The organism is Gluconacetobacter azotocaptans (assembly GCF_014174355.1).
GTDB lineage: Bacteria > Pseudomonadota > Alphaproteobacteria > Acetobacterales > Acetobacteraceae > Gluconacetobacter > Gluconacetobacter azotocaptans.
In genome coordinates this window covers 194,201-215,859 of sequence record NZ_JABEQF010000003.1, presented here as the reverse complement: position 1 = coordinate 215,859, position 21,659 = coordinate 194,201, and the positions used below count along the sequence as shown (strand labels likewise).

The 21,659-nt window shown below is 69.6% G+C and carries 20 protein-coding genes; 9 read left to right on the top strand and 11 right to left on the bottom strand.

Annotation, left to right across the window (positions count from 1 at the left end):
* Nucleotides 1-21 precede the first annotated feature (21 nt).
* The 4 genes from HLH34_RS04985 to HLH34_RS04970 all read right to left on the bottom strand — a co-directional run bounded on the left by HLH34_RS04985 (nt 22) and on the right by HLH34_RS04970 (nt 3,894).
* Entirely contained in the window at nt 22-1,410 is a 1,389-nt protein-coding gene (locus tag HLH34_RS04985) for a sugar porter family MFS transporter (RefSeq protein WP_183118493.1), read from the bottom strand.
* 57 nt (nt 1,411-1,467) lie between these two features.
* A complete protein-coding gene (locus HLH34_RS04980; protein WP_183118492.1) occupies nt 1,468-2,466 on the bottom strand; it encodes an asparaginase in 999 nt (332 codons plus the stop codon).
* A gap of 33 nt (nt 2,467-2,499) precedes the next feature.
* On the bottom strand, nt 2,500-3,204 hold the full coding sequence (locus HLH34_RS04975) for a hypothetical protein (RefSeq protein ID WP_264784243.1): 705 nt from the start codon (nt 3,202-3,204) through the stop codon (nt 2,500-2,502).
* A gap of 168 nt (nt 3,205-3,372) precedes the next feature.
* Nucleotides 3,373-3,894 carry a transcriptional repressor gene (locus HLH34_RS04970; RefSeq protein WP_183118491.1) on the bottom strand — a complete coding sequence of 174 codons (522 nt, stop codon included), beginning with the start codon at nt 3,892-3,894 and terminating at the stop codon, nt 3,373-3,375.
* Between the two features lie 167 nt (nt 3,895-4,061).
* On the opposite strand from HLH34_RS04970, the gene HLH34_RS04965 reads away from it, so the two are divergent.
* Genes HLH34_RS04965 through HLH34_RS04955 form a run of 3 tightly spaced genes read left to right on the top strand, consistent with a single transcriptional unit; the run spans nt 4,062 to nt 6,721 of the window.
* Nucleotides 4,062-4,970: a metal ABC transporter solute-binding protein, Zn/Mn family gene (locus HLH34_RS04965; RefSeq protein ID WP_183118490.1), complete on the top strand. Its 909-nt coding sequence runs from the start codon at nt 4,062-4,064 to the stop codon at nt 4,968-4,970.
* Nucleotides 4,971-5,028: 58 nt separating this feature from the next.
* Nucleotides 5,029-5,889 (top strand): metal ABC transporter ATP-binding protein, encoded by an 861-nt coding sequence (locus HLH34_RS04960; protein ID WP_244959650.1) that lies wholly within the window; start codon nt 5,029-5,031, stop codon nt 5,887-5,889.
* Between the two features lie 22 nt (nt 5,890-5,911).
* The gene (locus HLH34_RS04955) at nt 5,912-6,721 is read left to right on the top strand and encodes a metal ABC transporter permease (protein ID WP_183118489.1); all 810 of its coding nucleotides are present in this window, start codon (nt 5,912-5,914) and stop codon (nt 6,719-6,721) included.
* A 22-nt stretch (nt 6,722-6,743) separates the two neighbouring features.
* Here HLH34_RS04955 and HLH34_RS19600 read toward each other — a convergent pair whose 3' ends face one another.
* On the bottom strand, nt 6,744-6,875 hold the full coding sequence (locus HLH34_RS19600; RefSeq protein ID WP_264784245.1) for a hypothetical protein: 132 nt from the start codon (nt 6,873-6,875) through the stop codon (nt 6,744-6,746).
* Nucleotides 6,875-7,384, bottom strand: coding sequence for a flavin reductase (locus tag HLH34_RS04950; RefSeq protein ID WP_183118488.1), 510 nt, complete (start codon nt 7,382-7,384; stop codon nt 6,875-6,877). The genes HLH34_RS19600 and HLH34_RS04950 overlap by 1 nt, the downstream gene beginning before the upstream one ends.
* Nucleotides 7,385-7,489: 105 nt before the next feature.
* Here HLH34_RS04950 and HLH34_RS04945 point away from each other — a divergent pair, with 105 nt between their 5' ends.
* The 4 genes from HLH34_RS04945 (at nt 7,490) to bktB (ending at nt 11,963) form a co-directional block, all read left to right on the top strand.
* On the top strand, nt 7,490-8,530 hold the full coding sequence (locus tag HLH34_RS04945; protein ID WP_183118487.1) for an enoyl-CoA hydratase/isomerase family protein: 1,041 nt from the start codon (nt 7,490-7,492) through the stop codon (nt 8,528-8,530).
* 84 nt (nt 8,531-8,614) lie between these two features.
* On the top strand, nt 8,615-9,127 hold the full coding sequence (locus HLH34_RS04940) for a protein adenylyltransferase SelO family protein (protein WP_183118664.1): 513 nt from the start codon (nt 8,615-8,617) through the stop codon (nt 9,125-9,127).
* A gap of 86 nt (nt 9,128-9,213) precedes the next feature.
* Nucleotides 9,214-10,659 carry a sugar porter family MFS transporter gene (locus tag HLH34_RS04935; protein ID WP_183118486.1) on the top strand — a complete coding sequence of 482 codons (1,446 nt, stop codon included), beginning with the start codon at nt 9,214-9,216 and terminating at the stop codon, nt 10,657-10,659.
* A 122-nt stretch (nt 10,660-10,781) separates the two neighbouring features.
* Entirely contained in the window at nt 10,782-11,963 is a 1,182-nt protein-coding gene (gene bktB, locus HLH34_RS04930) for a beta-ketothiolase BktB (protein ID WP_183118485.1), read from the top strand.
* 38 nt (nt 11,964-12,001) lie between these two features.
* On the opposite strand, the gene HLH34_RS04925 is transcribed toward bktB, so the two are convergent.
* The 3 genes from HLH34_RS04925 to HLH34_RS04915 form a co-directional block, all read right to left on the bottom strand.
* Nucleotides 12,002-12,724 (bottom strand): RluA family pseudouridine synthase, encoded by a 723-nt coding sequence (locus tag HLH34_RS04925; RefSeq protein ID WP_183118484.1) that lies wholly within the window; start codon nt 12,722-12,724, stop codon nt 12,002-12,004.
* Nucleotides 12,721-15,462, bottom strand: a complete 2,742-nt coding sequence (locus HLH34_RS04920; protein ID WP_183118483.1) for a DNA translocase FtsK — start codon at nt 15,460-15,462, stop codon at nt 12,721-12,723. Before HLH34_RS04920 ends, HLH34_RS04925 begins: the two co-directional genes overlap by 4 nt.
* Nucleotides 15,463-15,751: 289 nt before the next feature.
* Entirely contained in the window at nt 15,752-17,755 is a 2,004-nt protein-coding gene (locus HLH34_RS04915) for a S9 family peptidase (protein ID WP_183118482.1), read from the bottom strand.
* Between the two features lie 166 nt (nt 17,756-17,921).
* Between HLH34_RS04915 and HLH34_RS04910 the strand changes: the two genes are divergently transcribed.
* The gene (locus HLH34_RS04910) at nt 17,922-18,503 is read left to right on the top strand and encodes a DedA family protein (RefSeq protein WP_240162214.1); all 582 of its coding nucleotides are present in this window, start codon (nt 17,922-17,924) and stop codon (nt 18,501-18,503) included.
* Nucleotides 18,500-19,447, top strand: a complete 948-nt coding sequence (locus tag HLH34_RS04905) for an SDR family oxidoreductase (protein ID WP_183118481.1) — start codon at nt 18,500-18,502, stop codon at nt 19,445-19,447. The genes HLH34_RS04910 and HLH34_RS04905 overlap by 4 nt, the downstream gene beginning before the upstream one ends.
* Nucleotides 19,448-19,581: 134 nt before the next feature.
* On the opposite strand, the gene trmB is transcribed toward HLH34_RS04905, so the two are convergent.
* Both trmB and metK read right to left on the bottom strand, forming a co-directional pair.
* On the bottom strand, nt 19,582-20,328 hold the full coding sequence (trmB, locus tag HLH34_RS04900; protein ID WP_183118480.1) for a tRNA (guanine(46)-N(7))-methyltransferase TrmB: 747 nt from the start codon (nt 20,326-20,328) through the stop codon (nt 19,582-19,584).
* A 19-nt stretch (nt 20,329-20,347) separates the two neighbouring features.
* Nucleotides 20,348-21,535, bottom strand: a complete 1,188-nt coding sequence (gene metK / locus HLH34_RS04895) for a methionine adenosyltransferase (RefSeq protein ID WP_183118479.1) — start codon at nt 21,533-21,535, stop codon at nt 20,348-20,350.
* Between the last annotated feature and the right edge of the window lie 124 nt (nt 21,536-21,659).

The window sequence follows — 21,659 nt, the reverse complement described above, 5'->3', positions numbered from 1 at the left end:
GCAAAGCCCCTTGAACCAGTCTCACCGGCCGATGTCGCGCAGGCGGATGCCGGTCATCAGCCGATGTTCGATCGCTTCCAGCGACATGCCCTTGGTTTCGGGCACGAACAGCCACGTCAGCACGACGAACAGGGCGTTGAAGCCCGCGAACAGCCAGAAGGTCGGCCCGTTGCCCAGCGTCTGCAGCAGGGTCAGGAACGTCGCGCCCACGGCCATGTTGCTCAGCCAGTTGGTCAGGGTCGAGATGGCGATGCCTAGGTCGCGGCCGGTCAGCGGCTGGACCTCGGAACACAGGACCCAGATCAGCGGGCCGGCCGACATGGCGAAGCCGGTGATGTAGACCAGCAGCATGAACACCGACAGGATCTGCGTCGTCTGGCTGGCGACCCCGCGGTCGATGATCAGGCCCAGCGCGCCCATGCCGAAGGTCATGACCACGAAGCCGGTATACAGGATCGGCTTGCGTCCCCACCGGTCGACCAGCCCCACGGCCACGAAGGTCGCCAGCATGTTCACCAGCCCGACGATGGCGGTGCACCACAATTGCGCCGGGCCGACATAGCCGGCCAGGGCGAAGATCTTCGGCGCGTAGTACATCACCACATTGATCCCGGCCAGCTGCTGCATGATCTGCAGCAGGATGCCCAGCAGGATCGACCGGCGGAAATTCCGGTTGCCGCGCAGCAGCGCGAAGCCGTGCTGCTTCTGCTGAAGCTGCGCGCTGATGTCGCGGATTTCCCGCGAGGCCTCCTGCGGGCTGGCGCGCAGGGTGCGCAGGACCTCCAGCGCTTCCTGCCGGCGTCCCTTCATCATCAGCCAGCGCGGGCTGAACGGCAGGAACAGCACCCCGATCAGGAACAGACCCGCCGGAATGGCCGCCACCCCGAACATCCAGCGCCAGTTGCCGCTGTAGCTGAACAGCGTGTCGCTGACGAACGCCAGGAAGATGCCCACGGTGATCATCAGCTGGTAGGTCGAGATCATCGCCCCGCGCACGCGCTCGTTGGCGATTTCGGACAGGTACAGCGGCGCGGTGAACGCCGCGATGCCGATGGCCAGGCCCATGACCACCCGGCCGGCGATGATGCTGGGCGTGGACCAGGCGAACGCGCAGCCCAGCGACCCGGCCATGAAGATGGCCGCCCCGATCACCAGCGACCGCTTGCGTCCCAGATGATGCGACATCCAGCCGGCCACCAGCGCGCCGACCGCAGCCCCCGCCATCATGGCGCTGACGATCCATTCCTGCGCCACGGTCGAGGCGTGGAAATCCCGGGCGACGAAATCCAGCGCGCCGGAAATGACGCCGATATCCAGGCCGGACATCAGCCCGGCCAGCGCCGCCAGGCAGCCGATGACGATCGAACGCAGATGGATGGCTTCTTTGGACGGTGGCGAGATTGCATTCATGGGCGGAGCCTTTTTTCTTGTTGTTTTCAGGTCCGGACGGCGGGGGCAGGCAGGCGGTCAGGTCACGCCGGTGGCGCGCACTTCCCCGACCCTGAGGCCGTTCCAGTTTTTCAGTTCGTACCGGGCCAATGTGTCCAGTATCGGGTCATCCCCGCCCGCGGAACCCAGGAAGCGGATCAGCAGGGCGGCCATCGCCACTTCGGCCGCGCGGGGCGCGCCGTCATGGCATTTGACGGCGATGCCCAGGCCCTGCTCCGGCAGGCTGGCGGCCATGATGCCCTCGGCCCCCATCTTGCTGAAGACCCGGGGGCCCAGCGCCCGCATCAGGCGGGTGTCGAACCGTCCGGTGCCGGCGACCATGAACGGCGACGCGGCCACGGCGGCACGCAGGCGTGCCGCGGCCCGTGCCCGCTCGGCCCCCAGCCCGTGCCCGGTGCCGAAGCGCGCGAAGCCGTGGGCCAGCGCCCGCAGCGGAATGGCGTAGGTCGGGATCGAACATCCGTCGATGCCCCGGTTGTCGGCCCGGTGCGGGGCGCCGGTGACGTCGGCCAGCGCCGCCGTGACCTCGCGCATGATCGGGTGTCCGGGATCGACATAGCCGCCCGGCGCCTCGCCCCGGTCGCAGGCCAGGCAGATGAAGCCCGCATGCTTGCCCGAACAATTGTTGTGCAGCGCGGACGGCGCGCCGCCGCTCCGCGCCAGGTCGCGCGCCGCGGCGTCGTCTACCGGCCAGTGCGTGCCGCATTCCAGGCAGCCGACGTCGCGGCCGGCCCGCGCCAGCATCCGGGCGGCGACGGCGACATGCGCGGGCTCGCCGGTGTGCGACGCGCAGGCCAGGGCCAGTTCCTCGTCACCCAGGCCCAGCCGGTCGGCGGCGCCGCTTTCCACCAGCGGCAGGGCCAGGAACGCCTTCACGGCCGAACGCGGAAAGGTCGGGCGCTCGATGTCCCCCAGTGCGAAGACCACGTCCCCGACGGCGTCCACCACCACGGCGGTGCCGGCATGGCGCGATTCCACGCGGCCGCCGCGTTCGACTTCCGCGATTGCTGTGTCCATGGGTGGGTTCGTCCTTGGTGCGTGTGGGGGCGGTCAGCCGCCGCCGGTCAGGAAATAGCAGGCGACGCCGGAACTGCGGGTGGCATCCGGGTCGTCCTCGATCAGGTCATCGACCATGAACCGCTTCAGACGCAGGACGGCGATGTCCTCTTCCTCCGCCCCGTCCATCATGACGTCGGCGTCATCTACCAGCAGCGACAGCCAGTACGGCACGCCGCCCCGCTCGGTCAGCGGCAGCGGTTGCCGGGGGTTCAGATCCAGCCCGTCGCGCAGCATCTGTTCGGCGTGGCGCGACGACGCGATGTGATAGAGGAAGCTGTCGGGCGGGTCCGACGGCTGAAGGCCGCGATAATGCACCCGCGCCAGCTGGATTTCGCCGGCATCCAGATGCGCGACCCGTCGGGGCGGCGTCGCCGGGGGCGCGGGTGCCGGGGCGACCGCCGCCGGTTCGGCCGGCGTGCGGGTCTGGAACAGATCGTCCTGCGCGGTGCTGATCGCGGGGCGCCGCACCGCGCGGGGCACGCGCGGGCGGGGGGGCTGCCGGTCGGCGGCGCCTTCGGGCAGCGGCAGTTCGCGCATGTCGTCGGAAGAAAGGCGGGAACGCGCCATGTCGATACTCCGCCGCAGACGGTCCTCGGGTCCATATCCCGGCAGGATGCCGGCCAGTTCGCGACAGCCGCGGCCCCGCCAGTACAGGGCCAGGGCCTGCGTGTCGCGACGCGCTGCAATTCGGGCCACCTGCCGGCCCTGTGCGTCTTCGATCCGGAACGGCGTCAGCCCCGTTCGCCGATCCCTCAGGCCGGCCGGCCTGACCCTGAATCCGTTCTTCACCATGGCTCCGATTGTATAGCGATCTGTCGGGATGTCATCCGGCGGCGTGTGGCGCGGGGGCGGGCGCGCCGAAAATCAGGGCGCGCCGTCCGCCCGCGCGGGGACGGGCGATCCGGTCCGGCAGGCGCCGCACAGCCCCTCGGCCTCGACCGTCGACTGGCGCACCATGAAGCCGATGTCCCGCGTCGCATCGACCAGCGCGTGGACGATGTTGCGGTCGTCCAGTTCCGTCACCTGCCCGCACCCGGTGCAGATCAGGAACTGCGCCGCGTGTGGATGGCACCCCCCGGCATGCGCGTGCGACGCGTCCAGCACGTGGGTGCAGCCGACGAAGGCCGACAGGCGCTGGATCTTGTGGATCAGCCCCTGTTCCAGCAGGAAATCCAGGGCCCGGTAGACCGTAGGCGGGGCCGCGCCCTTCTTGTCGGCGCGCAGTCCGTCCAGCAGGTCATAGGCGCCCACCGGCCGCCCGGCATCCAGCACCAGGCCCAGGACCAGGCGCCGCAGTTCCGTCAGCCGCGATCCGCGCGCCACGCATAGCCGTTCCGCACTGTCCAGCAATGCTCCGGTCCTGTCGGTGAAGCTGTGTCCTGTCATGCCGGCCTTCCGTCCGCCCCCCATTGCGCCAGCCCGCGTGGCGACGCCGCCCCGGGCGGCCCGGCCCCCGGTTTCCATACGCCGGAAAGCGCGCTATATGAAGGCTCGATATTTGTTATATTATAACGTATAACTTCGTGCCCGTGCCCCTTCCGGATCGTCCCGCCATGTCCTGCCCGGCATTCCGCCGTCACCATCCGCTATCCGTCCTGGGCTTCGTGCTGCTGGCGGTTTTCGCCTTCCTGGCGGGGCCGGCGCGGGCGGCGCCGCTGCCCGTCGTCGCGGCCGAGACGGTGTGGGGAGACATCGCGCGGCAGGTCGGCGGTCCGGATGTGGCGGTCACCAGCATCCTGAGCAACCCGTCGAGCGACCCGCATCTGTTCGAGGCCAGCCCGTCGAACGGCCGCATCGTGGGTGGGGCGCGGATCGTCATCGCCAACGGCGGCGGCTATGACGGCTGGATCGACCGGCTGACGAACGCCGATGCACGCACGCACCCGGTCATGCTGGTGGTGTCCAGGCAGGTGGGCTGGCGCGACGGCGACAACCCGCATCTGTGGTACGATCTGGCGGCCGTTCGGACCTTCGCCACGGCCTTCGCCGAGAACTGCGCCGAACTGATGCCGGACCGCCGGGCCGCGTTGCAGGACAGGCTGCGGGTGTTCCTGGCGTCTCTCCTTCCGCTGCAGGCGCGCATCGACGCCCTGCGGGCGCGTTATGCGGGCGTGCCCGTCGCGGCGTCCGAACCGGTCTTCGGCGGGATGGCGCGCGCCGTAGGGCTTGCGATGCGCGACGAGGCATTCCAGCGTGCGGTCATGAACGGCACCGATCCCGCCCCGTCCGACGTGGCCCTGCTGGAGGGCGACCTGACCGGTCGCCATGTGCGGGTGCTGATCGTGAACGACCAGACGGCCAGCCCCGTGACCGACCGGCTGGACGGGCTGGCGCGGGCGGCGGGGATTCCGGTCCTGCGCGTCGGCGAAAGCCTGCCGCAGGGCATGCGCTACCAGGATTGGATCGCCGGAGCGCTCGATCGCCTGTCGGGGGCTTTGGCCCTGCCGCCCGATCATGGATAAACGAATGGTTTTCCAAAGAACGGCGCCCTGAGGCGTGTCGCTTGAAAAGCCGGTTGGCATGACAAAGGATGAAATGACGGTTGGGGACGACATGACCGACGCCTGCTGCGACGCGGCCGGGCGCATGCCGCCGCCCGGGCCGGCCGCGCCCCCGGTCCGGCTGGATCGCGCCACCATTCGCATCGGCGGCCGGACCATCCTGTCCGATGCCAGCCTGACGGTGTCCGAAGGGGCGTTCGTCGGCGTTCTCGGTCCCAACGGGGCCGGCAAGACCAGCCTGATGCGCGCGATCCTGGGCATCGTGCCGGTGGCGGCGGGTGAGATTTCGGTCTTCGGCCGTCCGGTCGGGCGCGGCAACCGCGATATCGGCTACATGCCGCAGTTCCATGGCCGCGTCGTGCCGCGCCTGGACGGGCGCAGTTTCATCGCCGCCGCCCTGCATGGCGAACGCTGGGGCCTGCCCTGCGACTGGCGCTGGGGCGGCCATCGCCGCCATGACGCGGCCGAGGTCGATCGCGTCCTGGCCCTGGTCCGCGCCACGCATCTGGCCGAACGGCCGATCCACCAGCTGTCGGGCGGCGAACGCCAGCGCCTGCTGCTGGCGCAGGCGCTGGTGGGGCGGCCCCGCCTGCTGCTGCTGGACGAACCGCTGGCCAGCCTGGACCCCCATGGCCAGCGCGCGGTCGTGGCCCTGGTGAACGACATCCGCCGCCAGCTGGGCATCGCGGTCCTGTTTTCCACCCACGACCTGAATCCGCTGCTGGGCGTGATGGACGAGGTCCTGTATGTCGGGCGCGGCGCCGCGCGCCTGGGCCCGGTGGACGAGGTCGCGACGGGCCCCGTCCTGTCCGCCCTGTATGGCACGCCGGTCGAGGTGATCCGCGCCGGCGGGCGCATCTTCGTCGTCGCCGACACCTGACTCCGGCCGGTAGCACCCGATCATGTTCGCCTTCGAATTCATGCGCCACGCCTTCGCCGCGACCGGGATCGTCGCGGTCCTGTCCGGGCTGGTCGGCTATTTCATGGTCCTGCGCGGGGAAAGCTTCGCTGGCCACGCCCTGTCGCATGTCGGCTTTGCCGGCGCGACGGGCGCCCTTCTGCTGGGCGTGCCGCCGCTGTGGGGATTGCTGGCGCTGACGGTGGCGGCCGGGCTGGCGATGGGCCTGGGCGGGCGCGGCACCACCCAGGGCAGGGACGTCGCCATCGGGCTGGTGCTGTCCTGCACCCTGGGGTTCGGCCTGTTATTCCTGCATTTCCTGACCACGTCCGCCACCCGCGCCACCGCCCTGCTGTTCGGTAACGTGCTGGGGGTGGACGGGGCGATGCTGGGCTGGCTGGCGCTGTTCGGCACGGCGTGCCTCGCCGCGATGGCGGTGCTGTCCCGGCCGCTGCTGTTCGCCAGCCTCCAGCCCGAGGCTGCCGAGGCCCGGGGCGTGCCGCTGCGCGCGATATCCACCGCCTTCCTGGCCATCGTCGCGATCGCGACGGCCGAATGCGTGCAGGTGACGGGCGTGCTGCTGGTCTTCGCCCTGATGGTCGGGCCGGCCGCGACGGCGCAGCGCCTGACGGCCTCGCCGGGGCGGGGGATCGTGCTGTCGGTCGTGCTGGCGGTGGCCGAAGGCTGGGGCGGGCTGGCGCTGTCGTGGTGGACCGACTGCCCGACCTCGTTCTGGATCAGCGCGCTGAGCACCCTGGCCTATCTGCTGGCCTGCCTGCCCGGTGTGAGGGGCCGCGTATGCCTCAGGCCCTGATGGGGTCGGGCAACGTCCGGGTTCAGGCCGGCAGCGACCAGGTCCACCACGCCATCAGCCCGATGAACAGCGCTAGCCCCGTATGCAGCGCGACCAGCGCGCGCCCGTCGATCACGGGCGGCATGTCGGCGGAACGGCGTCGGGATACGGCCATCAGGTGCTCTCCTGCGTGTCCTGCCCGCCGTGCGGCAGGGCGTGATAGGCCCGGTTGAAATAGACCAGCCCGCCCAGCGCGCCGCCGATGCGGATGGAATCGACCAGGCCGAAGATGACGCTGTGGGTTCCGACCTCGACGATGCGGTCGATCCGGCAATCGAACGAGGTCACGGCTTCCTCCAGCACCGGGGCGCCGGTTGTCATCGTCGTCCAGTGGCCGAAGGTGAAGCGTTCGTACATGTCCAGCTTGCCGGCGAACGCGCCGGAAATGTCGCGCTGCCCGGCCGACAGCACGTTGATGCACATCGGGCCGCCGGCATGGAAGGCCGGACGGGCGCGCGAGTCCCGGTTCATGCATACCAGCAGGGTGGGCGGCGCGTCGGTGACCGAACAGACGGCGGACGCGGTAAAGCCGACCGGATCGTCGCGCGTGCCCGTCGTGACGACGTTGACCGCTGCACCCAGCCGCGCCATCGCATCCCGGTAGGTCTGGGAATCAACCGTCATTCTTGCACCTTTCCTGCCGGCGTCCGACCCTGTCGGCCGACAACCCGCTTTGCGCATCTTTCTGTCATATTATCACGCGGGGGAAAACAGGAGGAAACCATCAAGATGGATGCCGACACGCTGCTGATCGGGCGGCAGGGCCGCCTCGGGCGGCTGACGCTCAACCGGCCGAAGGCGCTCAATGCGCTCGACCGTCCGCTGTTTTACCGTATCGCCGCCTGCCTCGAGGCCTGGCGCGACGATCCCGGGATCGAGACCATCCTGATCGACAGCACCAGCCCCCGCGCCTTCTGCGCCGGCGGCGACCTGCGGACCATCCGCGCCGCGCTGGCGGCCGACGGGCCGGACGCCGCCGCTGCCATCTTCCGCGACGGCTACCGCCTGGTGTCGGTGCTGGCGCATTTTCCCAAGCCTGTGGTGTCCTTCATGGACGGTATCGCGATGGGCGGCGGCATCGGGCTGGGCGGCCATGTCCGCTACCGTATCGTGACCGAACGCACCACCGTCGCGATGCCCGAAACCGCCATCGGCCTGACCCCCGATGCCGGCGGGTCGTACATCCTGTCGCGCGCGCCGGGCCTGTACGGCCTGCGCATGGCGCTGACCGGCGGGCGCATGCTCGGCGCCGAGGCCGTGGCGGCGGGCTTTGCCGACCGGATGCTGCCGTCCGCCGCCCTGCCCGAACTGGCGGATCGCCTGGCCCGCCAGCCGGCGGGGCAGGTCGTGGACATGGCCTGCCCTGTCGACCGGCCGGACCTGCCGCGCCCCGACAGCCTGAACGCCATCTATGACGCGCCGGGCGTGGCGGACATCATGGACCGCCTGGCGGCCTGCCCCGAACCCTGGGCGGCGGAGGATCTGCACGCGCTGCGCCATGCCTCGCCCTTCGCGCTGCGGGTCACCTTCCGAGCCTATCATGCCGCCCGCCGGCTGCCGGACCTGAATATGGTGCTGGAACAGGAATACCGCCTGATCGCCAGCCTGATCCGCCATCCCGATTTCGCCGAGGGCGTGCGCGCCAAGATCGTGGACAAGGACAACGCGCCGCGCTGGGCCGACGTCGGGACGGCGACCCCCACCGATATCGAGGCCTGCTTTGCCCCGCGTCCGGACACGCTGGACCTGCCGATCTTCCCGGCATCCTGATCCAATGGGCCTGCTTCGGGGCGCTGCCCTGAAACCCGCCAAAGGGCACTGCCCTTTGGAAACCCGGTCGGTTATTCATGATCGCTGGCACGGCTGACGGAATGCCTGATTCCAGTGGCGAATGTTGATGATCTACAGAAGATCTTCGACGATTTCCCAGATCGTTATGGAAAGGAGATGAACGGCGGTATCAGGAAACGCCTTGTCCTGTCATCGCTTTCCAAGGCGGATGACAGCCCGTTGGTGGCCTGGACATGGCGTTTCCTCGAACGATCGGCCATTGGGTTTGAATTTTTGTTCTTCGACGGGTATGGTGGAACACAGAGCAGACATCGTGCGGCGAACAGTCCCCATGGCCGCCTCGGCGAAAGTGCGGATTTCGTGCCGTTGCATCGGCGGATCGAATCCCATTCTCCCCGGCCGGGGCTGGATCTTGCCAGTCCCTGTTTTTGCCGGGTCGTCCCCGGCACGATGCTGGTCGAAACGATGGAGAGGATATGGCAGCCGATTGCAACCCGGGACGATTGGAGCACGTTGCACGACATGCTCGGCGCGATGGGGGACATGAAGGCGGCCCTGTTCCTCCCGCTGGCCTGAACGCCCGCGCGCCCGGCATGGGCATCCCCGCCAGGCCCCGCAACGTGGCAGGAGTGTGAAGCTCTTTTCCGAACAAGGAGAACAGGATGCAGAATTTCTCGCCGCAATCGGCCACCCTTCCGGCCTTGCCCGATTTCGAGGTTTCGGACAACGCAGGACGAACTCTCTGGCTCGCAGCCGCCGTGGCCGCCATCTGTGGCGGCCTCTACGGCTACGACACCGGCATTATCTCGGGTGCGTTGCTGCTGATCACGCAGGATTTCCATCTCGGCAGCCTGTATCAGGAACTGGTCGCGTCGGCGATCCTGGCGGGTGCCGTGGCGGGCGCCATCGGCACGGGCTGGTTGTCGGAACGCTTTGGCCGCCGGGCCTCGGTGATGATCGTCACCGCCGTGTTCGTCACGGGCGCGCTGGCCTGCGCCGCCGCCCCGGATGTCGGGATGCTGATCGTGGCGCGCGTCTATCTGGGGCTGGGCGTCGGCGGATCGACGCAGGTGGTTCCGATGTATATCTCGGAACTGGCACCGGCGGCCCGGCGCGGCAGGCTGGTCACGCTGTTCAATGTCGCGATCGGGGTCGGCATCTTCCTGGCCAATATCATCGGTTTCGCTGCGCGCGACGCCTGGGGCTGGCGGCCGATGATCGCCGTGGCGGCCCTGCCGGCGGCCTTCGTGTTCGTGTCGATGTTCTTCCTGCCCAAAAGCCCCCGCTGGACGGCGGAAAACGAGGGGTTGGACTCGGCGGTCGCGCAACTGACGCGCGTGCGGACCTCGCGCAAGGAAATCCGTAAGGAAATCAGGAAGATTCACGAAGCGGCCGAAAATGTCGACGATGCCAATCGCGGCTGGCGCGGCCTGCGGCAGCCCTGGGTGCGTCCGGCCCTGGTCGCGGCGTTGGGCGTCGCCTTCTTCACGCAGTGCGGCGGGCTGGAGATGATGATCTATTACGCGCCGACCTTCCTGTCGGACGCGGGCTTCGGTCATTCCTCGGCCCTGCTGGCCAGCCTGGGCGTTTCGGTGGTCTATCTGGTCATGACGATGCTGGGTTCGGCGATCGTCGATCGTGTCGGCCGGCGTCGCCTGATGCTGATCATGGGGCCGGGGTCGGTTGTCAGCCTGCTGGGCCTGGGGCTGATGTTCGCCATCCATCCCGACAAGGGCAGCGTCGGCAGTTGGATGATCATCGTGTTCCTGCTGATGTTCATGATGTTCAATTCCGGCGGCATCCAGGTCGGCTGGCTGCTGGGGGCCGAGATGTTTCCGCTGTCGATGCGCGGCACCGCAACCAGCCTGCATGCCGCGACCCTGTGGGGCAGCGACCTGCTGGTGACCAGCACGGCGCTGACCCTGGTGAACCTGATTTCGCTGGGCGGGACGATGTGGTTCTATGCCGGGGTCAATCTGGCATCGGTCATATTCATCTTCTTCATGGTGCCCGAAACGCGGGGCGCGTCGCTGGAAGACATCGAAACCGCCCTGCACGAGGGACGCTTCCGCCCCACCCGCGGCCACACCGCGATCGTCGAGGCCTGATACCGGCAAGGGCCTCGGCCCTTGCCTGCGCCCCGCCCGGACGCGGGCGGGAGTGGAGCGGCGGCATGAAACATGCCATCATGCCGCCAACAAGACCAACAGACCGTCCGGATCCCTCGGCCATGACCAGCATCTTCGTCGTCTCGGCCGTGCGCAGCGCGATCGGCGGTTTCGGCGGCGCCCTGCGCGGCACCGCCCCCTCGGCACTGGCAGCGCAACTGATCGCCGCCGCCGTGGCGCGGGCCGGACTGCCGCCGGATGCGGTGGGGCAGGTGGTGCTGGGGCACGTCATCCCGACCGAACCGACCGACCTGTATCTTTCGCGCCATGCGGCGGTGCGGGCGGGGCTGCCGGTGGGCACGGTGGCGATGAACGTCAACCGCATCTGCGGTTCCGGCCTGCAAGCCATCCTGTCGGCCGCGCAGGCCATCCGCCTGGGCGACGTCGACATCGCGGTGGCGGGCGGGGTCGAAATCATGAGCCGCGCCCCCCATCTGGCAACCGACGCCCGTTTCGGCCGGCGGCTGGGCAACCAGACCCTGCTGGACCTGCTGGTGGGCGCGCTGACCGACCCGTTCGACGACGTCCATATGGGGATCACGGCCGAAAACGTCGCCCGCAGCCACGGCATCACCCGCGCCATGCAGGACGATCTGGCGTTCGAAAGCCATCGCCGGGCCTCGGCGGCCATCCGTGCCGGCTATTTCGATGACCAGATCGTCCCCATCGAAATCCGCGCCGGCGGCCGCACCACGCTGTTCGATCGCGATGAACATGTGCGCCACGATGCCGCCCGGGCCGATTTCGACGGGCTGCGCCCCGCCTTCCTCAAAGACGGCGGGACGGTCACGGCGGGCAATGCGTCGGGGATCAATGACGGTGCCGGCATGGTCATGCTGGCGTCCGAAGACGCGGTGCGCCGCCTGGGCCTGACGCCGCTGGCGCGCCTGGTCGCCTACGGGCACGCAGGGGTGGAACCGTCACAGATGGGCATGGGCCCGGTGCCCGCCACCCGCACGGCGCTGGGCCGCGCCGGGCTGGGCACCGCGGACCTCGACATCCTGGAAATCAACGAGGCGTTTGCCGCCCAGGCCTGCGCCGTCACCCGCGCCCTGGACCTGGACCCCGTACGGGTCAACCCGAACGGCAGCGGCATCTCGCTGGGCCACCCCATCGGCGCCAGCGGCGCCATCGCCACCGTGCGCCTGCTCCACGAACTCGCCCGCACGGGCGCACGTACCGGGCTGGTCAGCCTGTGCATCGGTGGCGGACAGGGGATCGCCGCAGTGTTCGAGCGGGCCTGACAGATCGGGCGCATCAAAGGCTTGCCTTTGAAATCTGGTTATTCGGGCAGGGTCCAGCCGTGGCGGGCCAGGGTGGCGCGGATGTGGGCGGGGGGTGAGGCTTCCGCGATGACGGGCGGCGATAGCGGCAGGGCCAGCCGGCGGCTCATCAGATGCAGGCGATGGCCGTCCGGCCGGCCATAGACCGGGTCGCCCAGGATGGCGCAGCCCAGGCTGGCGCAATGCACCCGTGCCTGATGCGTCCGCCCGGTCAGCAGCCGCAGTTCCAGCCAGCTTTCCTGCCCGTCGGACGCCAGCACCCGCCAGTCGGTTCGCGCGGGCTGGCCGTCCGCCGCTGCCGCCATGCGCCAGCCGCTGGAGTCCGTCCGACGGGCCAGCGCCAGATCGACGGTGCCCTGCATGGCGGCCGGCCGTCCATGCACCACCGCCCAGTAGGTCTTGGCGGCGGTGCCCGTCGCGAAACACTGCTGGGCGGCCAGCAGCGCCTGCTTGCGCAATGCGATCAGCAGGCAGCCCGACGTGTCGCGGTCCAGCCGGTGGGCCAGCCACGGCCCGTCCCGCCGGCGCGACAGCAGGGGAAACGCATCCTCGACCGACGGGCCGCCGCCCGGCCCCGGATGGACCGCCAGCCCGGCCGGCTTGTCGATCACGACGAAGCGGCTGTCGCGGAACAGGATCGGAAACGGCTCCACCTGATTGCCAAGGGCGACTGCCTTTGGCGGGGTGCGGGGCTGCGCCCCGCGTGGGTCGCCCGTCCTCATTCCTCGTCTGGACGGCGCAGCAGTACCTCGCGGCGGCCGACATGGTTGGCCTCGCTGACGATGCCTTCCTTTTCCATCTGCTCGATGATCTTCGCCGCGCGGTTGTAGCCGATGGACAGATGGCGCTGGATGAACGAGGTCGAGGCCTTGCCCTCGCGCGCCACGATGGCCACCGCCTGGTCGAACAGGCTCGTCTCCTCGTCGAAACCGCCGCCGCCCAGCCCGTTGCCGGACGACCGGCTGCCCCCGCCCCCGCTACCGCCGCCGTCCTCGTCCTGGGACGAGATGACGTCGTCGTCATAGATCGGCTCGCCCTGGCTGCGCAGGAAACGCACCACGTCCTCGACTTCGGTGTCGCCGACGAACGGGCCGTGGACGCGCGTGATGCGGCCGCCACCCTGCATGTACAGCATGTCGCCCTGGCCCAGCAGCTGCTCGGCCCCCTGCTCGCCCAGGATCGTGCGGCTGTCGAACTTGCTGATGACCTGGAAGGAAATGCGGGTCGGGAAATTCGCCTTGATGGTGCCGGTGATGACGTCCACCGACGGGCGCTGCGTGGCCATGATGACATGGATGCCGGCGGCGCGGGCCTTCTGGGCCAGGCGCTGCACCGCGGCCTCGATCTCCTTGCCCGCGACCATCATCAGATCCGCCATCTCGTCGATCACCACGACGATGTAGGGGATGGAATCCAGCGCCAGTTGCTGTTCCTCGAAGGTCGGACGGCCGGTTTCGGGGTCGTAGCCGGTCTGCACCCGGCGGGTCACGACCTCGCCCCGCGCCCGGGCCTCGGCCACGCGCTCGTTATAGCTGCCGATATTGCGGACCTGCAGGTGCGACATCGCGCGATAGCGGCGGTCCATCTCGCGCACCGTCCATTTCAGGGCGGCGACCGCCTTGGCGGGCTCGGTCACCACCGGGGTCATCAAATGCGGAATGCCCTCGTAGATCGACAGTTCCAGAATCTTCGGGTCGATCAGGATCAGACGGCATTCCTCGGGCGACAGCCGGTACAGCAGCGACAGGATCATCGCGTTCACGCCGACCGACTTGCCCGACCCGGTGGTGCCCGCGATCAGCAGATGCGGCATCCGCGCCAAGTCGCCATAGACCGGCACCCCCGAGATATCCTTGCCCAGCGCCAGGCACAGGCGCGACGACGCATGATGCCAGGCGTCGTCGGTGAACAGCTCGGACAGGTACACCGTCTCGCGCATCGCGTTCGGCACCTCGATGCCGATGACGTTGCGGCCCGGCACCGTGGCGATGCGCACGCTCAGCACCGACAGCGACCGCGCCACGTCGTCCGCCAGGCCGATCACCCGGGCCGAGCGGATGCCGGGCGCGGGTTCCAGTTCGTACAACGTGACGACTGGGCCGGCATGGATCTGTCCGATCTGCCCCTGCACGCCGTAATCCGACAGCACGGTTTCCAACAGGCGGGCGTTGGCCTGCAACATCTCCTGCGACGGTCCGGTCTCGGTGCGCGACGGGGCAGCCCGCAGCAGCGCGGCCGAGGGCAGGCGCCACGGGTCGCGCCCGTCGGCGGGTGGCGGCGGGGTATATCCCCCGTGCCCGGCCGGCCGCTCCTCGCCGTGGGGGGCATGCATGTCGGGCGCGGGCGGCCGCTCGCCGGCGGCGGGCCGGCCGCCGAACAGGCGGTCCAGGAAGGTGCCGCGCGGCCCCTCGGCGACCGTCGCGGGGGGGGCTGCGATCACCTCCTCCTCTTCCTCGGGGAAAGCCGGTTCCTCGGTGCTCCACGCCGTGATTTCCTGCGCGCGCGGGCCGCCCAGCAGCAGCGGCGGCGGGTCGGCGGCGTCGTCGTCGCCCATGCCCGGCGGCTGGACCCAGCCGGTACCCAGCGACGGGCGGGCCGGCGTCCGGGCGGGAGGGGCCGGGCGCGCGGCGGGTCGGGGTTCGGGCCGTTCCACCCGGATCGTGCGGGGAGGCGGGGCGGGCGCGCGGGCGGTGGCGGTCATTTCCGGACGCGGCGGCGGGGGCGCGGGGGCCGGCGCGTCGTCCAGCGCGCCGTTCCACCGTCCGGTACCGGCGGGCGCCGTGTCGGCGGCCGGCCGGGCCGGTTTGTGGCGGGCCAGGCGCATCGGCTGGCGGGCCGCCACGCGGATGCCCCGGCCGATCGCGGTCCATTCGGCCAGCGACAGCCCTATCGCCAGCGGCACCAGCAGCACCGTCAGCAGCAGGCCCAGCCCCCACACCGCCAGCCGCCCCGCCGGGCCGAGGATGGAGGCCCCGGCCTGTAGCGCGGCATGGGCGATCGACATGCCGAACGCCCCCCCGGGCCCCGATTCGGTGGGCCAGCGCGGCGTGGGCAGCGACGGGACCAGCATCGGCACCGCCGCCAGCAGCGCGCCGAGCACCGGCATGGCGCACAGCAGGGCGATAACCCGCAGTGCGACCGACCCCAGCCCGGCATGGCGGATGATGCGCCAGCCCCACGCCGTCAGCGCCAACACCGGCAGGGCCGACAGGATACCCACATTCTGCAGCAGCGCGTCGGCCAGGTACGACCCCACGACACCCAGCAGATTCGTGGGCAGCTGGCTGCTGGCGGTGTTCATCGACGGGTCGAGCGGGCTGTAGCTCCACAACGCGGCGGCCAGCGCCAGCGCCAGCAGCCACAGCGTCATTCCCCCCAGTTCGGCCAGCCTCTGCCGTGCCGCCGACCGGATGCGCGGAGAAACCAGAGAGGCAGGGATGAAGCGGCCAAGGGTCGGCAAAGGCTCGGATCCTGTATGCGGGGCCTGTCGTCCCTGCGGAAACGGGGTGTTTCCGTGGGGACGGCAGGCGCGATGAAGCCGGTGGACGCCCGACGCCGGGCCGGGAGCTGCGGAACCGGATGAACTATAGCCTCGTGGCCCCTGAATACAGAAGGGAGTTATACCCATCCGCGTCAGGAATGACTCTTGGGCGGTACCGGCGGAATGGAGGCCCCTGCATCCCATTCAATTCCTGAAGTCGCGGGTTCCAAGGCGACCGCCTTGGCGGGGTGCGGGGCAGAGCCCCGCGTCACGACCGCATGACGACCCGCTCGCCAACGTCCGGCACTGTAAAGCCGAAGATCTGACCGTAGAAATCCAGTTCCAGGTCCAGCGCGCGGCGGATGGTTTCCTCGCGCCGGAAGCCGTGGCCCTCGCCCGGAAATTCGTAATGGGCGTGGGGCACGCCGTTGTTCGCCAGGGCCTGGGCCATGGTGCGGGCCTGGCCGGGCGGGACCACGGCGTCGTCCAGCCCGTGCAGGAACAATACCGGCGCGCGGATTCCGGTGGCCTGCGTCAGGGGGGACCGGGCCAGGTAGACGGCTTCGGCCGCCGGGTAGGGGCCGACCAGACTGTCCAGGTATCGGGATTCGAATTTGTGGGTCTCCTGCGCCAGGGCACGCAGGTCGGTGACGCCGTACAGGCTGGCGCCGGCGGCGAACAGGCTTGACCGCGCCAACGCCAGCAGCACCGTCAGCCCTCCGGCGCTGCTGCCGCGGATGGCGATGCGGTGCGGATCGACGCGGCCGGTCTCGATCAGATGGCGGCAGGCGGCGATGCAGTCCGCCACGTCGATTTCGCCCCATTTCCCTTCCAGCCGCCGGCGATAGGCACGGCCGAAGCCGGTCGATCCGCCATAATTGACGTCCACGACGGCGAAGCCGCGGCTGGTCCACCATTGCACCTTGAAGGAAAAGGCCTCGCTCGCCCGGCCGGTCGGGCCGCCGTGGGCCATTACGATCAGGGGCGGCTTTTCGTCCGCCGGGCCGCGAAAGCGGCTGTTGGTCGGCGGGTAGAAGAAGGCGTGGCCCTGTTGCGCCCCGCCCGGCCCGTCGGGCAGGGGGAAGCGGATCGTCTCGGCCCGCGCGATGTCGCCGGCCGTCAGCGGCAGCGTCGTGGCCACGCGCAGGATGTCCGGGGGCGCGCCGTCGCGGCCACGCACCACCGCCGGCGGGCCGTCCGGCGGGGTGTCGATCCATGCCAGAGACCCGTCCGCCAGCGGGGCCGGACACTGCGCCGGGTGGCCCAGACTGATGGAATGAACCGCCATGGCATCGGATGCGCCGCCGCTACTGATGCGGATCGTCCGCCCCTCGCCATGTTCGATGGCGATGGCCAGAATCGACCCGTCCGGCAGCAGACGGTAGCTGCTTTGCCCGAATACCCAATGCGGCAGGCCGATCTCGGCTTCCATCGGGGCGACGGGCGCGGCCGCGCCGTCCGGCAGGGTGAAGCGCAGCAGGTTCCACCAGCCGCTGCGGTCCGACGCCGCATACAGCACCCGCGTGTTCGCCCACGCAGGTTCGATGACCGATTCCGGATCGCCGTCGCCCGCCAGCGTACGGACGTCGTCCAGCGCGCATCCGCCGTCCGCGTCCCGTGCCAGCCGGGCCACGCGCAGGCGTGTCGCCTCCCACGGCATGCAGGGATGGTCCCACTCGATCCACGCCAGATGGCGCCCGTCCGGCGAGGGCCGGGGCGAACTGACGAAATCCGGCCCGGACACCAGGATCTGTCCCTCCTGCGTCACCGGATCGCCGCCCGCCAGAGGCAGCGCCACCAGGGTCGAGACCGGCTCGCCACCCGCGCGATGGTCCTCGCGCACGCAGAACAGCCGGTCGCCGGCGGGATCGAAGGCGAAATCGGCGAAGCGCAGGCCGCCGAGCGTGCTGATGGCCCGCGCCGGCCCGTCGCCCTCGACGATCCAGACGCTGCCGTCGGTACGGCTGCTGAAGGCGACGCGGCCCCCCGACGCGGCATAGGCCCCGCCCCCGTATTCATGCACCCGGGTGCCGACATCCAGCGGTGCGGGGGTGATATCGACCGCACCGTCCTGCGCCGTCCAGCGGACCAGGACGGTGCGGCCGGCGTCCGAAGGCCGGGTTTCCAGCCAGAAGATGGCGTCGCCATCGGTCTGCACCGCCGACAATCCCACCGTCTTGCCCGCGACCAGTGCCGTGGTGACGGCGGAGGGCCAGGTTCCATAGGGCCGTTCGGCCACGGACGGCCCATTCGGGACGGTCGGATCTGCCATGTGTATGCTCCTGTTTGCCTGTCCCGTTCGTCGTATTGACTTGACACCGCGCTGGCCAGACGGTTCCTCAGCCTGTTCTTCGCAACAGGACAGGTCCGGTCCCCTGCTTCATCAGTTCGAATCCCTTTTCATACAGTACGGATATGGCGTGATCGGCGTAGTCGTCATGCTGGAAAGCATGGGCCTGCCCCTGCCGGCCGAAACGCTGATCATCTCGTCCGCCCTGTATTGCGCGGCCACGCACCGACTGGATATCGGCTGGGTGGCGGTGGCGGCTGTCGTGGGGGCGATCATGGGGGACAATTTCGGCTATCTGATCGGGCGGATCTTCGGCTACCGCCTGCTGCAACGGCATGGGTCGAAGGTCTACCTGACGCCGCAGCGCCTGATGCTGGGGCGGTATCTGTTCAGCCGTCATGGCGGCAAGGTGGTATTCTTCGGCCGCTTCATCGCCGTGCTGCGGGTCTTCGTCGCCCTGCTGGCGGGGGCGAACCGGATGCCGTGGCATACGTTCCTGCTGTTCAACGCCCTGGGCGGCATCGGCTGGGCGGGGGGCTATGCGTTCTGCACCTATTATCTGGGGCACGAGGTGCTGCAGATCTCGGGGCCGGTGGGGATCGCGCTGGGGCTTGTCGCGGCCGCGGTCATCGGCGGCGGGTTCCTCTTTCTCAAGAAGAATGAACTGCGCCTGACCCAGGAGGCCATGGAGGCGGCCGAACGCGAACAGAAAGGGGAAAAGCCGGCATGAACGTACCCGCCAAATGGACGATCGACCGCGCCCCCGACCTGACCGGACGGGTGGCCGTGGTAACGGGTGCGACCGGTGGCCTGGGGTACGAAACCGCGTGCGGGCTGGCAGAAAAGGGGGCGACGGTCATCCTGGCCGGCCGCAATCCGGACCGGGGCGCGGCCGCGCTGGCCCGCCTGCAGGGCCGGGTGGCGAAGGCGCGGGCGCGGTTCATGCCGCTGGACCTCGCCAGCCTGACGTCGGTCGCCGCCTTCGCGCGGGACTTGGCGGATCAGGTGTCGTCGCTGGATATCCTGGTGAACAATGCGGGGCTGATGGGTGCGCCGATCCGACAGGAAACGGCTGATAGGTTCGAGCTTCAGTTCGGGACCAACTATCTGGGCCATTTCGCCCTGACCGCCCGGCTGCGGCCGCTGCTGGTCCGGGCGTCGGGCGGCGGCCGCGTCGTCAGCGTCGCCAGCCTGGCGGCATGGCGGGGGCGGGTCGTGTTCGACGACCTGCAATCGCGCCATCGCTATACCCCCTTCGGTGCGTACCAGCAGAGCAAGCTGGCCAATCTGATCTTCGCCCTGGAACTGGACCGGCGGGCGCAATCGGCGGGTTGGGCGCTCCATTCCATCGCCGCTCATCCCGGGTGGTCGCTGACCGATATCGCGGTCAGCCGGTCGGACGCGCCGCAGGGCGTGGCCGAACGGCTGATGCGCCGCCTGACCCATACGGCCTTCCGCCTGCTGGGACAGTCGGCCGAGGCCGGCGCCCGCCCCATCCTGTTCGCCGCCGCCGGGGCCGAGGCATCGGATGGCGGCTATTACGGCCCGTCGGGACGAGGAGAACGGCGCGGCCGGGTGGCCGCCGCCCGTGTGCCGCCGCAGGCCCGTAACCTGCCGACGGCACGGCGGTTGTGGGAGGTGTCGGAACGGCTGACGGGTGTTGCCCTGTCGTAAGGTCGGGCTCTGCCCGAACCCGGCAAGGGCCTCGGCCCTTGCATCCCATTCGTTTATAAAGTCCCGGTTTTCCAAAGGGCTAGGCCCTTTGGTGGGTCAAGGGCAACGCCCTTGCCTTCGGACAGCGCCCCGGCTCAACGCCGGGTAAACACCCAGTACAGCGGCTGCCGCCCGGCGCGCAGGGCCTTGGTTTCATAGCGGGTGGGGGGCCAGCCTTCGGGCCGTTCGGTGGCCGGGGGGGCGGTGTCGAACAGATCCTGCGCGCCCATGACCTCTTCCACCCAGGCCTGGTAGGTCGGGTCGTCGCTGGCGACGCGCCAGGTGGCGCCGGGCTTCAGCACGCGGGCCACCAGCTGGATCGTCGCGGGATGGACGAAGCGGCGCTTGGCGTGCCGGGCCTTGGGCCACGGGTCGGGGAACATCAGGAACATCCGATCGATCGACTGCTCCGGCAGGGCGCGCAGCAGGGCACGCGCGTCCTCGTCCCACAGGCGCAGCAGGTCGGGGACCGGGGCCGTGCCTTCCTGCCCGTCCGGCACCAGCCGGGACAGCAGCGAGCACATGCCGTTTTCGAACACTTCGGAGGCGATATAGCCGACGTCGGGATGGGCCGTGTGCTGGGCCAGTGAATGCTCGCCGCCGCCGAACCCGACTTCCAGCCACAGTCCGGACGGCGTGCGGCCGAACCCGCGTGCCGGGTCGGCCAGCACGGAGGGGTCCAGGCGCAGGCGCGGCAGCGTCAGGTCCAGCAGGCGCTGCTGGCGGGGACGCAGCGGGTGGCCCCGCTGCCGGCCGTACAACCGGTCCGGCGACGCCTTGACCTCGGGGGCCGAGACGGGCGACCCCGTCTGCGGTGCGGCGTCGTCCTGCCGTGCCGTCATGCTGGGCCTGGTGCGGCGATCAGCGGTTGAACGCGCCGCGCAGCGCGTCCACCAGGTCGGTCTGTTCCCAGGTGAAGTTGTCGCGGGCGGCGTCCGGCGTCCGGCCGAAATGCCCATAGGCGGACGTCTCGGTATAAATCGGACGGTTCAGGCGCAGGTGCTGACGGATGCCGCGCGGCGTCAGGTTCATGACTTCGCGCAGGACGCTGCCCAGCTTCGCCTCGTCCACGTCCTTGCCGGTGCCGTCCAGGTCGACATAGACCGACAGCGGATGCGACACGCCGATGGCATAGGAGATCTGCAGCGTGCAGCGATCGGCCAGGCCGGCCGCCACGACGTTCTTGGCCAGGTAGCGGCAGGCATAGGCCGCCGAACGATCGACCTTGGTCGGATCCTTGCCCGAGAACGCGCCGCCGCCATGCGGGGCCGCGCCGCCGTAGGTGTCGACGATGATCTTGCGGCCGGTCAGGCCGCAGTCGCCGTCCGGTCCGCCGATCACGAACACGCCGGTCGGGTTGGCGTAGAATTCGTCGTCCGGGCACATCCAGCCCTCGGGCAGGACGTCGCGCACGATCTCGCGCAGGGCGTCGCGGATCGCGGGCTGGCTGGCGCCCTCGTCATGCTGGGTCGAGATGACGACCGAGGTCGCGCCGACCGGGCGGCCGTCGACATAACGCAGCGTAACCTGGCTCTTGGCGTCGGGCTGCAGATTGGCGACGCGGGCGTCGCCGGCCTTCCGCAGGTCGCGGATGCGGTGCAGGATGCCATGGGCGTAATAAAGCGGGGCCGGCATCAGGGTCTCGGTCTCGCGCGTGGCGAAGCCGAACATGATGCCCTGGTCGCCCGCGCCTTCGTCCTTGCTCCCCGCGCTATCGACGCCGACGGCGATGTCGGCGGACTGCGCATGGAGGTAGCATTCAACGTTGGCATTCTTCCACGAGAAGCCGGCCTGGTCGTATCCGATGTCACGGATCGCGGCGCGCGCGCCCTCGATCAGGCTTTCGGTGGTGACCGAGGACGGTCCGCGCACTTCACCGGCCAGCACGACCCGGTTCGTCGTCACCAGCGTTTCGCAGGCGACGCGGGATTCCCCATCGGCGGCCAGATAGGCGTCCAGGACGGTATCGCTGATCCGGTCGGCGACCTTGTCGGGATGGCCTTCGGACACCGATTCCGATGTGAACAGAAAATCGCCTTTGTTACGCATGATGGTCCTGTCTACCTCGAAACGGTGAAAGATATGACGCCGCCGGGCATGCGGGGTCCGGGCGGGTCCGTTTGGCCGAATACCTACAGACCGTCAAGTGTTTTCACAGGATATCACGGTCCCG